The organism is Curtobacterium sp. MCSS17_006 (assembly GCF_003234215.1).
Lineage (GTDB): Bacteria > Actinomycetota > Actinomycetes > Actinomycetales > Microbacteriaceae > Curtobacterium > Curtobacterium flaccumfaciens.
This window is the reverse complement of sequence record NZ_QKSO01000004.1, coordinates 66374-79680: the sequence shown is the minus strand read 5'-3', so window position 1 is coordinate 79680 and position 13307 is coordinate 66374. Positions and strand designations below refer to the sequence as shown.

General features: G+C 72.8%; 13 protein-coding genes. 8 read left to right on the top strand and 5 right to left on the bottom strand.

The window, feature by feature from the left end:
• Positions 1–79: 79 nt before the first annotated feature.
• The 3 genes from DEJ21_RS05625 to DEJ21_RS05615 form a co-directional block, all read right to left on the bottom strand.
• Positions 80–1282 (bottom strand): homoserine O-acetyltransferase, encoded by a 1203-nt coding sequence (locus DEJ21_RS05625; protein WP_111223979.1) that lies wholly within the window; start codon positions 1280–1282, stop codon positions 80–82.
• A gap of 274 nt (positions 1283–1556) precedes the next feature.
• Entirely contained in the window at positions 1557–2888 is a 1332-nt protein-coding gene (locus DEJ21_RS05620; RefSeq protein WP_071404574.1) for a bifunctional o-acetylhomoserine/o-acetylserine sulfhydrylase, read from the bottom strand.
• Between the two features lie 288 nt (positions 2889–3176).
• Positions 3177–4265: an acyltransferase family protein gene (locus tag DEJ21_RS05615; protein WP_111223978.1), complete on the bottom strand. Its 1089-nt coding sequence runs from the start codon at positions 4263–4265 to the stop codon at positions 3177–3179.
• Positions 4266–4387: 122 nt separating this feature from the next.
• Here DEJ21_RS05615 and DEJ21_RS05610 point away from each other — a divergent pair, with 122 nt between their 5' ends.
• The 5 genes from DEJ21_RS05610 (at position 4388) to DEJ21_RS05590 (ending at position 7836) form a co-directional block, all read left to right on the top strand.
• Entirely contained in the window at positions 4388–5161 is a 774-nt protein-coding gene (locus DEJ21_RS05610) for an SDR family oxidoreductase (protein WP_111223977.1), read from the top strand.
• 127 nt (positions 5162–5288) lie between these two features.
• On the top strand, positions 5289–5816 hold the full coding sequence (locus DEJ21_RS05605) for a phosphoribosyltransferase (protein WP_051596753.1): 528 nt from the start codon (positions 5289–5291) through the stop codon (positions 5814–5816).
• Positions 5813–6532 (top strand): Type 1 glutamine amidotransferase-like domain-containing protein, encoded by a 720-nt coding sequence (locus tag DEJ21_RS05600; RefSeq protein ID WP_111024830.1) that lies wholly within the window; start codon positions 5813–5815, stop codon positions 6530–6532. Before DEJ21_RS05605 ends, DEJ21_RS05600 begins: the two co-directional genes overlap by 4 nt.
• 5 nt (positions 6533–6537) lie before the next feature.
• A complete protein-coding gene (locus DEJ21_RS05595) occupies positions 6538–7221 on the top strand; it encodes a uracil-DNA glycosylase (RefSeq protein WP_111223976.1) in 684 nt (227 codons plus the stop codon).
• A 9-nt stretch (positions 7222–7230) separates the two neighbouring features.
• Positions 7231–7836 (top strand): GNAT family N-acetyltransferase, encoded by a 606-nt coding sequence (locus DEJ21_RS05590; RefSeq protein ID WP_111223975.1) that lies wholly within the window; start codon positions 7231–7233, stop codon positions 7834–7836.
• A gap of 127 nt (positions 7837–7963) precedes the next feature.
• On the opposite strand, the gene DEJ21_RS05585 is transcribed toward DEJ21_RS05590, so the two are convergent.
• Complete coding sequence (locus DEJ21_RS05585) at positions 7964–8662, bottom strand: FadR/GntR family transcriptional regulator (protein WP_181435792.1); 699 nt, start codon at positions 8660–8662, stop codon at positions 7964–7966.
• A 207-nt stretch (positions 8663–8869) separates the two neighbouring features.
• Here DEJ21_RS05585 and DEJ21_RS05580 point away from each other — a divergent pair, with 207 nt between their 5' ends.
• The 3 genes from DEJ21_RS05580 to DEJ21_RS05570 are packed head-to-tail and all read left to right on the top strand — an operon-like array spanning position 8870 to position 12348.
• Positions 8870–10426 carry a GntP family permease gene (locus tag DEJ21_RS05580; RefSeq protein ID WP_220036557.1) on the top strand — a complete coding sequence of 519 codons (1557 nt, stop codon included), beginning with the start codon at positions 8870–8872 and terminating at the stop codon, positions 10424–10426.
• A complete protein-coding gene (locus DEJ21_RS05575; RefSeq protein ID WP_111223973.1) occupies positions 10423–10995 on the top strand; it encodes a gluconokinase in 573 nt (190 codons plus the stop codon). Before DEJ21_RS05580 ends, DEJ21_RS05575 begins: the two co-directional genes overlap by 4 nt.
• Before the next feature lie 27 nt (positions 10996–11022).
• Positions 11023–12348: a cytochrome P450 gene (locus tag DEJ21_RS05570; protein ID WP_111223972.1), complete on the top strand. Its 1326-nt coding sequence runs from the start codon at positions 11023–11025 to the stop codon at positions 12346–12348.
• 22 nt (positions 12349–12370) lie between these two features.
• Here the strand turns inward: DEJ21_RS05570 and DEJ21_RS05565 are convergent, their stop codons facing one another.
• The gene (locus tag DEJ21_RS05565) at positions 12371–13294 is read right to left on the bottom strand and encodes a L,D-transpeptidase (RefSeq protein ID WP_111223971.1); all 924 of its coding nucleotides are present in this window, start codon (positions 13292–13294) and stop codon (positions 12371–12373) included.
• Positions 13295–13307 lie beyond the last annotated feature (13 nt).

Here is a 13307-nt window from a genome sequence, read left to right as displayed (position 1 = left end):
TGCCGAGCTCCACGCCATCATTCCACGCGCGCCACCCGTTGGGGGGTCTTCGGCGCGCCGTGGTGGCAGGCGGGCCCGCTCAGGAGTCGAGCAACCGCCGCAGGTGCGCCCCGACCTGCTCGTGCTCGATGAGGAACCCGTCGTGTCCGAACTCGCTCTCGATCACCGCGGCGGAGTCCCCGTCGAGCGCGTCCGGCACGCACGCGGCGATCCGGTGCTGGTCCTCGACGGGGAAGAGCCGGTCGCTCGAGATGCCCACGACCAGGGTCCGCGCGGTCACCAGCCCGAGTGCCGCGGAGACCCCGCCGCGCCCGGCACCGACGTCGTGCGAGTCCATCGCGTACGTCAGCGTCACGTAGCTCGAGGCGTCGAACCGCCGGGTGAACTTGTTGCCGTGGAAGTCGAGGTAGCTCTCCACCGAGAACCGTCCGTCGTCGCCGAGCGGTGAGACGTCGCTCTGCCAGGACCGCGCAAAGCGGCTGTTCAGCTCGTCCGAGGCCCGGTAAGTCATGAGCGCCATCCGCCGTGCCAACGACAGTCCGCGGTGCGGCCCCTCGCCGGTGTCGGCCTCGTAGTAGTCGCCGCCCGCGAACGCCGGGTCCATCTGGATCGCCGCCCGCTGCAGCGAGTTCGCCGCGATCTGGTCGGCGGTGGTCTGTGCCGTCGACGCGAGGACCGCCAGCCGCTGCACGCGCGCCGGGTGCGAGACCGCGAACTCGAGGGCGTGCATGCCGCCCATCGACCCGCCGACGACGGCCGCGAAGGTCTCGATGCCGAGCCGGTCGGCGAGCTGCGCCTGCACCTCGACCTGGTCGCGCACCGTGACGAACGGGAACCGCGAGCCCCACTCCGCGCCCGACGGCGACACCGACGACGGCCCGGTGGTGCCCTGGCAGCCGCCGAGCATGTTCGGCGCGATCACGAACCACCGGTCGGTGTCGATCGCCCGGCCGGGGCCGACGACGTCGCCCCACCAGCCGGCGGTGCGGTGGCCCGGGCCGGCGGCACCCGTCACGTGCGAGTCCCCGGTCAGTGCGTGCAGGACGAGCACCGCGTTGTCACGGGCGGCGTTGAGCGTGCCCCACGTCTCGTACGCCACGCGCACGGACGGCAGGCGACCGCCGCGCACCCACTGCTCGCCGAGCGACTCGAAGTGGCGTGCACCCGGGTGGTCACCGGGACGCCAGGCACCGGTCACGGGCGGCTTGCCGAGGGTGCCGAGTTCGGTGCCGGGCACCAGGGTGGACGGCACGGAGTCCTCGGGGGTCGTCTGCCAGTCCATCGTGCGTCCAGTCTGCCGGGAGGCGCGGGTCGCCGCCGCCGTGTTACGTCACGCCCGGCGCGTGGCCGGCCTTCCGGCCGTGCTCGCCGTTCCGTGCGCGCGCATGTTCCGACATCGTGCGCGTTGTTCGACTCGTGGATCGTCGCACCATGCGCACGTACCGGATGCGTGTGCAACGAACGACGTCCCACGCGTCGGTCGACACGTGGGACGTCGCAACATGCACGCGCATCGGCAGGCACGCACGCGGGCAGGCAGGCAGGCCGCGCGGGCCCTACGCGCGCTGGCTCTCCTGCGCGATCGCCCGGGCCGCGGCGAGCCCGGCCTCGAGGTCGGCCTTCAGGTCGGCGATGTTCTCGATGCCGACCGACAGGCGCACCAGGCCGGGCGTCACCCCGGTGGTGAGCTGCTGCTCGGGGGTGAGCTGCGAGTGCGTGGTCGACGCCGGGTGGATGACGAGCGAGCGGACGTCGCCGATGTTCGCCAGGTGCGAGAACAGCTGCAGGTTGTCGACGAACGCCTTGCCCGCGGTGACCCCGCCCTTGAGCTCGAACGACAGCACGGCGCCGACGCCCTTCGGCGCGTACCGGTTCGCGGCCGCGTACCAGGGCGACGTCGGCAGCCCGGCGTAGGCGACCGTGGCGACGTCCGGGTGCTGGTCGAGCCACTCCGCGATCTCCTGCGCGTTGGACACGTGCCGCTCGATGCGGAGCGACAGGGTCTCGATGCCCTGCAGCAGCGCGAACGCCGTGTCCGCCGAGTTCGACGCACCGAGGTCGCGGAGCAGCTGGACCCGGGCCTTCACGATGTAGGCGAGCTCGTTGCCGACCGCCTCGGCGAAGACCGCGCCGTGGTACGACGGGTCGGGCGTGTTGAACTCCGGGAACCGGTCGGCGTGCTGCGACCAGGCGAACTTCCCACCGTCGACGATGATCCCGCCGATGACCGTGCCGTGGCCACCGAGGAACTTCGTGGCCGAGTGCACCACGATGTCGGCGCCGTGCTCGAACGGACGGATCAGGTACGGCGTCGCGATCGTGTTGTCGACGATCAGCGGGACGCCGGACTCGTGGGCGACGTCGCTGACGCCCGTGATGTCGAGGACGTTGATCTTCGGGTTGCCGATGGTCTCGGCGAAGAACAGCTTCGTGTTCGGGCGGACGGCGCGGCGCCACTCCTCGAGGTCGTCCTGGTCCTCGACGAACGTCGTCTCGATGCCGAGCTTCGCCAGCGTGTACTTGAACAGGTTGTACGTGCCGCCGTAGATCGACGACGACGAGACGATGTGGTCACCCGCCCCGGCGATGTTCAGCACCGCGTAGGTCTCGGCAGCCTGGCCGGACGCGACGAGCAGGGCCCCGGAGCCGCCCTCGAGCGCGGCGATCCGCTGCTCGACGACGTCGTTCGTCGGGTTCATGATCCGGGAGTAGATGTTGCCCGGCTTGGCGAGCGCGAACAGGTCGCGCGCTTCGTCCGAGTTCGCGAAGACGTACGAGGTCGTCTTGTAGATCGGCGTCGCTCGGGCCCCGGTGGTCGGGTCCGGCTGCGCGCCGGCGTGGACCTGGGTGGTCTCGAACTGCCACTGCGCGGCGTCGTGCTCGGTCATCTTGGTGCTCCTGTCCGGTGCGGCTGGTCGTCGGGTCGCCCTGCGCTCGGCCTGGAGGCGCGGCGCGGCTGTGCGTCGGGTGTCACGGTACGCAGGTGGCCGGGCCCGCACCACCGCACCCGCCTCGGGACGTAACGCGCGCGCCCGACGCGCCCCGGGCCTCCCGTCCGCGGAGCGCGACGCCGGGTCGCACCGTGCGAGGTCACCTGTGGTGCGAGGTTGCGGACTCGGTGCGAGCCTGCGCCCCCTGCACCACGGACGGAACCTCGCACCGTTCGTGGACGGCCCTCACCCGTCGCGGCGGAACAGCCAGTCGACCTTCGGCTCGAGCAGCCACCGCATCCCGCGCCGCACGAAGGGCTGCGCCAGGAAGAGGCTGACGGCGCACGCGATGACGACCATGAGGAGCACGAACGGCCATGCCGAGTGCTCGCCGGCCAGGACGCCGGACTCCCGGATCGGGTAGAGCACGAACGTGTGGAGCAGGTAGACGTACATCGTCGCCGCGCCGAACCGGGTGATCCAGACGTTCCGACGGGGGATGAGCACCAGGAACGACGCCGTCAGCAGGGTCGCGAGCAGCATCAGGCCGAAGCGCACCGCACCCGCCCACCAGGCGTCCTCGCCGAGCCCCGAGTAGGAGTCGTCGTAGAAGAACCAGTGGTGCAGGTCGAACTCCTTGAACTGCGGGATCCAGACCGCGCACGACACCGCCCACGCGGCGAACACCACGACGGCGGCGATCCGCACCCGGACGACCGCGCGACGGGTCGCCTCGTACCAGCGGTCGAAGACGCCCCACTGCTTGACCTGCCACCCGAGCAGGAAGAACGGCAGCAGGCTGATCGCGCGGGACAGCGAGAGCGTGGAGTCGACGTTGTCGAAGTAGCCGACGCCGATGCTGAACACGACCGCCCAGAACAGCGGCCACCGCAGCTGCGCCAGGTACGGCAGGATCAGCTTGAAGATGCCCAGGGCCAGCAGGAACCACAGGGTCCACGTCGGCTTCGTCGGGTTGAAGTCCTTGCCGCCCTCGACGATGCCCTGCACCACGGTCCAGATCGTCTGCATGATGATGTACGGCACGACGATGTCCGTGATCGTCCGCCGCATCCGCTTCGCCGTCGGGGTGTCCGCCGACGAGAAGTAGCCGCTGATCACACCGAACGCCGGCATGTGGAACGCGTAGATGAACGTGTAGAGCGCCAGGGCGTGCTCGCTCGCCGGCGTCTGCCGCTGGATCGCGTGCCCGATGACCACGAGCGTGACCGCGACGAACCGCGCGGTGTCCCACATCGGGATCCGGCGCGGGGCTCGGCCGGGCTCGAGCTGCGTCGCCGGGGCCGAGGGGGCGGGAGGGGCGGCATCCGTCGTCATCGTCGGTCACGTTACCGGATCGTGATCTGGACGGCCCGGTGCGGTGCCGGAACCGTCCCGCTCGGTACGGTGGGCGGACCGGGCAACCACACGCCCGGTCACCGACGCAGGAGGCAGATCACATGGCAGCACGGCGCGCAGTCGTCACCGGAGCGAGCTCGGGCATCGGGGCGGCCACCGTCCGGCTGTTCCGGTCGCGGGGCTGGGACGTGCTCGCCGTGGCCCGCCGCGCCGCGAAGCTGGAGGCGCTCGCCGCGGAGACCGGGGCCGACACCCTGGTCGCCGACATCACGGACGCCGACGACGTCGCGGCGCTCGCCGCGCGGGTCGCGCACCTCGGCGGTGCCGACGTGCTCGTGAACAACGCGGGTGGGGCGTTCGGTTCGGCGAGCGTCGAGGAGTCCGACGTCGACGACTGGCGCGCCATGTTCGAGGTCAACGTGATCGGCACGAAGCGGGTCGTCTCCGCGCTGCTGCCGCACCTGCGCGACCGGGCTCGGGAGTCCGGGAGCGCCGACATCGTCACGGTGACCAGCACCGCCGGGTTCGTCGCGTACGAGAACGGTGGCGGCTACAACGCCGCGAAGTTCGCCGAGCACGCCCTGGTCGGCGCGCTCCGGCTCGAGCTGAACGGCGAGCCGATCCGGGTCGTCGAGATCGCGCCGGGCATGGTGAAGACCGACGAGTTCGCACTCACCCGGTTCCGTGGCGACGAGCAGAAGGCCGCCGCGGTGTACGACGACGTGCCGGAGCCGCTCGTGGCCGACGACGTCGCCGAGGCGATCGTGCACGCGGTGGAGCTGCCGGCACACGTGAACCTCGACCTCGTGACGATCCGTCCGGTGGCGCAGTCGGCGCAGCACAAGCTGGCGCGCGGCCCGCTGACGCCCCGCTGAGCCGACTCGCGCCGGACTCGCGCCCGACCCCGCACCGCCCCCGTACTGCCCCCGCGCCGGACCCGCGCAGCGCCCGGGCGGCGGGCGCGGGTCGCGGGCGCGGGCTCCCTGCCGGTACCGTGGTCGGATGCCGATCAGCAGCGAACCCGAGCCCGCGGCTCCGTCCACCGTGACCGTGACGAGCGGGCCCGAGGTACTCGGCTGGCTCGAGTTCGGTGACGCCGCACGCCTGCTCGCCAAGGACGTCCTGTCCAGCGGCTTCGAGCCCGAGGTCGTCGTCGCCGTCGCCCGCGGCGGACTGATCATCGCCGGCGCCGTCGCGTACGCCCTCGGCACCAAGGAGTGCGGCTCGATCAACGTCGAGTTCTACACCGACGTCGAGCAGCGGCTGGAGGAGCCGGTCGTGCTCGCCCCCGCCCTCGACGCCCCGAGCCTGGCCGGCAAGCGGGTCCTCGTCGTCGACGACGTGTCGGACTCCGGCCGCACCCTGCGCCTGGTGGTCGACATCATCCGGAACGCCGGTGCCGACGTCCGGAGCGCCTGCCTGTACTCGAAGCCCGGCACGGTCCTCGAGCCCGACCACGTGTGGCGCCGGGTCGACGGCTGGATCACGTTCCCGTGGAGCGCCCTCGCCCCCGTGACGGCCGAGTCGTGAGCATCCACCTGGTCGGGGGCGGTCTCTTCGCCGCCTCGGACGCCGCAGCACCGTTCCTCGCCGAGGCCACCGCCCGTTCGGCAGCGGTGGGCCGGAGCGTCCCGCGCATCGCCCTGCTCTCCGTGGCGGGCCCGGACGGCGGCAGCCCGTCGTCGACCGCCGACATCGCCGAGGTCCTCGGCGGCCCGCGCACAGCCGAGGTGCTCGTCACCGAGGTCGCGGCCGGTCAGGTCTTCGACACCACCGTCCTGAGCGACGTCGACGCCCTGGTGATCGGCGGCGGTGTCACCCCCGACTACCTGGCGGCGATCGCCCCGCTCGTCGACCAGCTCCGGCTGCTCGTCTCCGACGGGCTGCCCTACCTCGGCTACTCGGCCGGTGCGATGATCGCCGCCGACCGCGCCCTGGTGGGCGGCTGGCGCATCGGCGGCGTCGAGATCTGCCCCGAGGCGGCGTCCGAGGGGCTGGACGAGGTCGAGCTCCGCGAGGGTCTCGGCCTGGTCGACCTGACCATCGACGTGCACGCGGTGCAGGCCGGCACGCTCGCGCGGCTCATCGCCAGCGCCGAGGCCGAGTTCGTCACCGCCGGACTCGCGATCGACGAGGACACCACGCTCGTCGTCGGCGAGGGCGCGCTCGAGGTCCGCGGGACCGGCAGCGTCTGGCGTGTGATGGCCGGCGAGGAGTCGGTGGCCGTCGCCACCATGGGCGCCTAGCCGACGTGGAACCACGGCCACTGGCCGACCTGGTCGACCCCGGCTGGGCGGATGCCCTCGCGCCGGTCGAGCCCGACGTGCACCGGATCGGCGAGTGGCTCCGCGACGAGACCGCAGCCGGTCGCCACTACCTGCCCGCCGGCGGCGACGTGCTCCGCGCGTTCACGAGCCCGTTCGACGCCGTCAAGGTGCTGGTCGTCGGGCAGGACCCGTACCCGACGCCGGGCCACCCGATCGGGCTGTCCTTCGCCGTCGACCCGGCCGTCCGTCCGGTGCCGCGGAGCCTGGCGAACATCTACCGCGAGCTCGCCGACGACCTCGGGGTGACGCCCCCGCAACACGGTGACCTGCGGGCGTGGTCCGACCAGGGCGTCCTGCTGCTCAACCGGGTGCTCACCGTGCAGGCGGGCGAGGCCGGCAGCCACCGCGGCAAGGGCTGGGAATCGGTGACGGACCAGGCCGTCCGCGCCCTGGTCGCCCGTGGCACCCCGCTCGTCGCCGTGCTCTGGGGCGCCCAGGCCGGTTCGATGCGACCGCTCCTCGGCGACACCCCGGTCGTCGCGTCGGCCCACCCGAGCCCGCTCAGCGCGTCGCGCGGGTTCTTCGGCAGCCGCCCGTTCTCGCAGGTGAACGCGCTGCTCGAGTCGCAGGGCGCACCGCCCGTCGACTGGACGCTGCCCGCTCAGTAGGCTCGGCACGTGCTCGAGGAGGAATACCAGCGACGGCGGGTCCTGCCGCGACACCTGCGTGCCCCGGCGGCGGCCGAGACGGCCTTCGAGTACCGCATCCGTGCGGCCGAGGTGGGGGACCTGCCCCACGTGCGCGAGATCCACACGCACTACGTCCGCAACTCGTCGGTGACCTTCGACCCGGCGGCGTTCACGTACGCCGCGTGGAAGAAGCGCTACGACGACATCCGGAAGCGCCGCCTGCCGTTCCTGGTGGCGGAGAACCCCGCCGGGCAGATCCTCGGGTACGCCCTGGTCGACGCGTGGAACCCGCGGGACCGCTCGAACCACGTCGTCGAGGACTCGATCTACCTCGGCGCCGCGTCCGGTGGCAAGGGGCTCGGCCGCGCGCTGATGGAGGCGCTGCTCGACGAGTGCCGGTCGGCCGGCGTGCGCGAGGTCGTCGCCGTCATCGCGGACCGCCAGGCCGAGGCGTCGATCCGGCTGCACGAGCGGCTCGGCTTCGAGGAAGTGGGCCGGATGGGCAAGGTCGGCTACAAGTACGACCGCTGGCTCGGCACCGTCACGATGCGGCTCCGCCTGCGCGGCCCGCGGCTGTTCGCGCGACGACGCTGACGGAGCCTGCACCGATACCGACGCGCCGGACCTGACGGACGTCCCTCACGCTCGAGACGCGGCCGCGGGGCGGACGGGAGGCCCGTGGCGGCCCCGGCACGCGCCTCCAGGCCGTCGCCCGGTCGCGTCAGCCTGCCGGCGCCTCGGTGATGAACTCGTCGCGCGTCACACGGAGCAGCGCGGTGGCCGCCGCAGCGGCGGCGTCCGCGTCACCCTCGACCGCTGCGCGCCCGACCGCCTGGTGCCGGAGCGCCGCCTCGCGCGTCCAGCGCGTGATGGGGTCGCGCGACTCCGACGTGCGGGTGCGGAGCAGCGCCTCGACCGTGCCGGCGAAGTGTGCGAACACGGCGTTCCCCGACCCGGTGAGCAGGGCGCGGTGGAAGCGGACGTCGGCCTCCAGGTAGGCGCGACTGTCCTCGCGTCCGCAGGCGTCGAGCATGTCCTCGGCGGCGGCGAGCACGGCGTCAGCACCATCGGAGCCGGCGGTCAGGGACGCCGCGACCGGTTCGACGCCGAGTCGGAGCTCGACGAGCTCGCGCTGCTGCACGAAGTACGCCGGTGAGGTACCGCGCCACCGGATCACGGTGGGGGCGAGCAGCTCCCACGCGGTGATGTCGCGGACGAGCGTGCCGACCCGCTGCCGGGGCTCGACCAGGCCGAGGGACTGCAGGACGCGCAGGGCCTCGCGGACGACCGAGCGGGACACCCCGAACTCGTCGGCGACCAGCTCGGGTCGCACGACGGAACCCGTGGGCAGGTCGCCGTCGACGATCCGCTGGCCCAGGGTGTCGAGCACGTGGGCGTGCAGTCCGCGTGCGGTGGGCATCGTTTCCTCCGTGCAGTACGGGTCACGCGGTCGTCGTGACGCCGGTCCCATCGAAGCGGCAGACTCCGGGGACGGGCGGTTGGCGCGCGGGGCGACGTCGTATAGTCTGATTAATCAGATTATTGAGGGTCGGCGTTCTTCGCGCCAGTCCACCCTCGACACGAAGGCGACGGAGCCGCGCAGCAGCGACTCCAGGAAGGGGCGCTGATGCCTCACGCTCTCCCGGACCACCTGTTCGCCGCGGGTGGCACCACCGAGACGGTCGACCCGTCCGGTTCGATCCCGCAGCTGATCATCGCGGCGCTCGCCGGCATCGTGGTGATCATCGCGCTCATCACCTGGCTCAAGGTGCACCCCTTCATCGCGCTCACGATCGGCGCGCTCGGCGTCGGCATCGGCGCGGGCCTGGCGCCCGACAAGGCGGTCACGAGCTTCGGCGACGGCTTCGGCGCGACCATGACGAGCGTCGGCATCCTGGTCGGGCTCGGGGCGATGTTCGGCAAGATGCTCGTCGACTCCGGCGCGGCGGACCGCGTGGTGGACACCCTGGTGCGGAGGTCGTCGAAGGCTGCCCTGCCGTGGACGATGGCCCTGATCGGGGCGCTCATCGGGCTGCCGATGTTCTTCGAGGTCGGGCTCGTCCTGCTCATCCCGATCATCGTGCTGGTCGCCAAGCGGAGCGAGGTGCCGATCATGAAGATCGCCGTCCCCGCCCTGGTCGGCCTGTCGACGATGCACGCGTTCGTCCCGCCCCACCCCGGCCCGCTCGTCGCGATCTCCACCGTCGGTGCGAATCTCGGCACCACGCTCGCCTTCGGCATCGTGTTGGCGATCCCGGTGATCGTCCTGGCCGGGCCGCTCTTCGCCCGGTTCGCGGCCCGCTGGGTCGACATCCCCGTCCCCGACATGTTCGGGTCGCGTGGCGCGGTCGCCACCGCCGGCCCCGCCTCGGGGTCGGGTTCCGGGTCCGCCGCCTTCGCCGACGACCCGGCGCACCCCGGTCGGGAGGCCCGGCGCGGCCCCGCCACGCAGGACACCGCATCCCTGCCCAACGGCAAGAGCGACTTCACGCGCGTCATCAGCGAGCCGCGCAGCCCGTCGTTCACCGTCGCCCTGATCGGCATCCTGCTGCCGGTCGTGCTCATGCTCGCCCAGGCGATTCGAGAGGCCACCGCCCCCGACGCCGCCGGCTCGTGGGTGAGCCTGCTCGACTTCCTCGGTTCGCCGATGATCGCCATCGGCATCGCGGCCGTCTACGCGATGGTCTTCTTCGCGATCGGCGGTGGCATGGACCGATCGGCGGTGTCGAAGTCGCTCGAGAGCGCGCTGCCCCCGATCGCCGGGGTGCTGCTCATCGTCGGTGCCGGCGGTGGCTTCAAGCAGGTGCTCATCGACACCGGCATCGGCGGCGTGATCGCCGACGCCGTCAAGGACTCCGGCGTCTCGGTGCTGCTCGTCGCCTGGGTCGTCTCGGCACTGGTCCGCGTGGCGACCGGGTCGGCCACGGTCGCCACCGTGACCGCCGCCGGCATCATGGCGCCGATCGCCGCCGACCTGTCGACGCCGATGACGTCGCTGCTCGTGCTCGCGATCGGAGCCGGGTCGGTGTTCCTGTCGCACGTGAACGACGCCGGGTTCTGGCTGGTGAAGGGGTACCTCGGCACCACGGTGGGGCAGACGTTCAAGACGTGGACGGTGCTCGAGTGCCTCATCTCGGTGTTCGGTCTGCTCGGGGTCCTGCTGGCCGGGGTGTTCATCCGATGAGCGGCGCAGCAGACCTCGGTGCGGCCGCAGCTGCCGGGGCGGCCGACGCCGGGCTGGACGCCCGCGTCCTCGTGGTGATGGGGGTCTCCGGGTCCGGCAAGTCGACCGTCGCCGCCATGGTGGCGGAGCAGGTCGGGTGGGAGTTCGCCGAGGGCGACGCGATGCACCCGCCGGCGAACGTCGACAAGATGCACGCCGGCACCCCGCTCACCGACGAGGACCGCTGGCCGTGGCTCGACGTCGTCACCGGCTGGATCCGCGGACACCTGGACGCCGGCACGAACGGCGTCGTGACCTGCTCGGCCCTGAAGCGCTCGTACCGCGACGTGCTGCGGGCCCCCGGGGTGGTGTTCGTGCACGTGGCCGGTGACGGTGCCCTCATCGAGGAGCGGATGTCGCAGCGTTCCGGGCACTTCATGCCGACGTCGCTGCTGCAGTCGCAGCTCGCCACGCTCGAGCCGCCGCAGTCCGACGAGGCCCACCTGACGATCGCTGCCGACCGCACCCCGGAAGAGGAGAGCGCCGAGGTCGTGGCGCGGCTCGGGCTGGTCCGGATCCCGAGAGCCTGATCGGGCGGCGCTCGGCAGCATGGCCGCATGGCGATCGACGACTCCCTCTCGCTCCTGACCCGCGGCTACGGGTTCGGCGCCCACCTGTGGCGCCGGACCCGTCCGGGGGCGCGGGCGGTGGGCTTCCGACTGCTCGGACGTCCGGCGCTGCTCGTGCGTGGTGCCGAGGGCGTCGGGCTGTTCTACGACGGCGACCGCACGGCACGCCACGGCGCGATGCCGGCGATCGTGCAGCGGACGCTCTTCGGCGTCGGCTCGGTGCACAGTCTCGACGGGGCGGAGCACCACCACCGCAAGGCGACGTTCGTCGACGTCGCGTACGAGGACGAGCAGGTCCGGCGCCTCGCACCCCTGCTGACCCACGACTGGGCGACCGAACGCGACGCGTGGCTGACCGGTGGCACCCGGTCGGCGTACGACGCGGCCGTCGGTGCGATCGGCCGCGCCGTCATGCGGTGGGCCGGGCTGCCGGGGACGCCGGCGGCGAAGACCCGCTGGGCGGCGCGGCTCGCCCAGGTCGTCGACGGCTTCGGGGTGCCGTACTCACCGGAGTACCTGCAGGCCGTCCTGAACCGGCACTGGTCGGACCGGCATGCCCGGCGGCTGGTCGAGGCCGTGCGCGGTGGCCGGTTGACCCCCGAGCCGCACACCGCCCTGCACGAGTGGGCGTGGCACCGGGACCCCTCCGGGGCGCTGCTGCCGGCGCGGCTGGCCGGCATCGAACTGCAGAACAGCATCCGGCCGGCCATCGCGGTGGCCCGGTTCGTGGCGTTCGCGGCGAAGGAGTTGCACGACCGGCCGGAGTGGCGGGAACGGATCGCCGCCGAGAGCGCGGCGGCCGACATCGCTGACGGGCCGCGCGTCGACGGCCCGCGCGTCGACGGTCCGCTCGCCGTCGGTCCGCGCGTCGACGGCCCGCTCTCCGTCGCCTTCGCGCAGGAGATTCGCCGGACGGCGCCGTTCGTGCCGATGCTGCCCGCCTGGGCCACCACGGACGTCGAGCTCGACGGCGAACACCTGCCCGCCGGCGGGCGCGTGGTGCTCGACATCACCGGGACCGACACCGACGAGCGCTCGTGGGACCGCGCCGGCGAGTTCGACCCGTCGCGGTTCCTCGGCGCGGACGACTACGAGTCCATCACGACGTTCGTCCCGCACGGCGGCGCCGACGTCGCCACGGGACACCGGTGCCCCGGCGAGAAGGTCGCCGTCGCCGCACTCGCGGCCGCGGTCTCGGTGCTGAGCGACCCGCGGCTGACGATCCTCGACGACGGGCTGCAGGTCGACCGTCGCCGGCTGCCGACGAAGCCGGCCTCGGGTGGCGAGGTCCGGGGCCGCTGCCCGTTCCACTGACCCAGTCTCAGCGGACCCGGGCTCAGCTGAACCGGATCGGGGTGCCGACGGGCAGCGCCGCGAGCGTCTTCGTCATCTCCGCCGAGATCCGGACGCAGCCGTGCGAGCTGCCGGTCGGGTCCGGGTAGTAGTGCAACGCGGTCAGCGCCGCGTTGCCGCCGTACGACGGGATCCGGGACGAGTGCGCCCCGGTCAGGATGATCGGGTTGCCCTGCGTGTACGCGACGCGGGTGTCGACGTACGCCGCCTCGACGTAGGTGGCGGTGTCGGTCGGTGTGGGGTCCTCCGGCGTCCCGAGCCGCGCGGTCTCGGTGGCGGTGATCTTGCCCTTCCGGGTGACGACGGACACCGTGCTGGCGGCGACGTCGACCGTGATCATCCGGTCGGTGCGCGTCACGGTGAAGTCGGCGGCCCGGGCCCAGGCGAACGTCGCGCTCGGCGCGTCCGGGTCGCCGCCGTCTCCGGGGGTGCGGTTGCGGGACGGCGTCGACACCAGGAGCATCCCGCCGTCCCGGCCGGGGGAACGACCCCACACCGCGGTCGCCGCGGGTCGGTTGATCGTCGACACCAGGTGGGACAGGGTCGCCACCGGCCGGGCGCGGCTCGACGGGCTCGCGTACAGGGCGACGAGCTGCGTGCGCGGGGTCGCGATCTGCCACGTGTCCTCGGGCTCCACGTCCCCGCCGTCGAGCAACTGCGGCACGACGGCGTCGTGGAACGCCAACGGCAGCGCGGCCAGGGTCGCGTCGGACGGTGCAGCGGGGACGGCCGCGAGCGTCGGCTTCGGGGACGCGGTCGGTGTGGCGCTCGGGGTCGGTGTCGTCGTGGCCCGGGCCGCACGGGTCGGCTCCGGTGCCGGCGCCCCGAGGGTCACGCCCACCACGACGGCGGCGACGGCGAGCACCACCACCCCGGCGGTCGTCGCGATCCAGGTGTTGCGTCGCATGGTGCTTCCCCCT

Excerpts from the sequence above, each read along its gene's own strand:
- DEJ21_RS05625 (WP_111223979.1), bottom strand. The coding sequence starts at position 1,282 with ATGGACTGGCAGACGACCCCCGAGGACTCCGTGCCGTCCACCCTGGTG.
- DEJ21_RS05620 (WP_071404574.1), bottom strand. The coding sequence starts at position 2,888 with ATGACCGAGCACGACGCCGCGCAGTGGCAGTTCGAGACCACCCAGGTC.
- DEJ21_RS05615 (WP_111223978.1), bottom strand. The coding sequence starts at position 4,265 with ATGACGACGGATGCCGCCCCTCCCGCCCCCTCGGCCCCGGCGACGCAG.
- DEJ21_RS05610 (WP_111223977.1), top strand. The coding sequence starts at position 4,388 with ATGGCAGCACGGCGCGCAGTCGTCACCGGAGCGAGCTCGGGCATCGGG.
- DEJ21_RS05605 (WP_051596753.1), top strand. The coding sequence starts at position 5,289 with ATGCCGATCAGCAGCGAACCCGAGCCCGCGGCTCCGTCCACCGTGACC.
- DEJ21_RS05585 (WP_181435792.1), bottom strand. The coding sequence starts at position 8,662 with ATGCCCACCGCACGCGGACTGCACGCCCACGTGCTCGACACCCTGGGC.
- DEJ21_RS05580 (WP_220036557.1), top strand. The coding sequence starts at position 8,870 with ATGCCTCACGCTCTCCCGGACCACCTGTTCGCCGCGGGTGGCACCACC.
- DEJ21_RS05575 (WP_111223973.1), top strand. The coding sequence starts at position 10,423 with ATGAGCGGCGCAGCAGACCTCGGTGCGGCCGCAGCTGCCGGGGCGGCC.
- DEJ21_RS05570 (WP_111223972.1), top strand. The coding sequence starts at position 11,023 with ATGGCGATCGACGACTCCCTCTCGCTCCTGACCCGCGGCTACGGGTTC.
- DEJ21_RS05565 (WP_111223971.1), bottom strand. The coding sequence starts at position 13,294 with ATGCGACGCAACACCTGGATCGCGACGACCGCCGGGGTGGTGGTGCTC.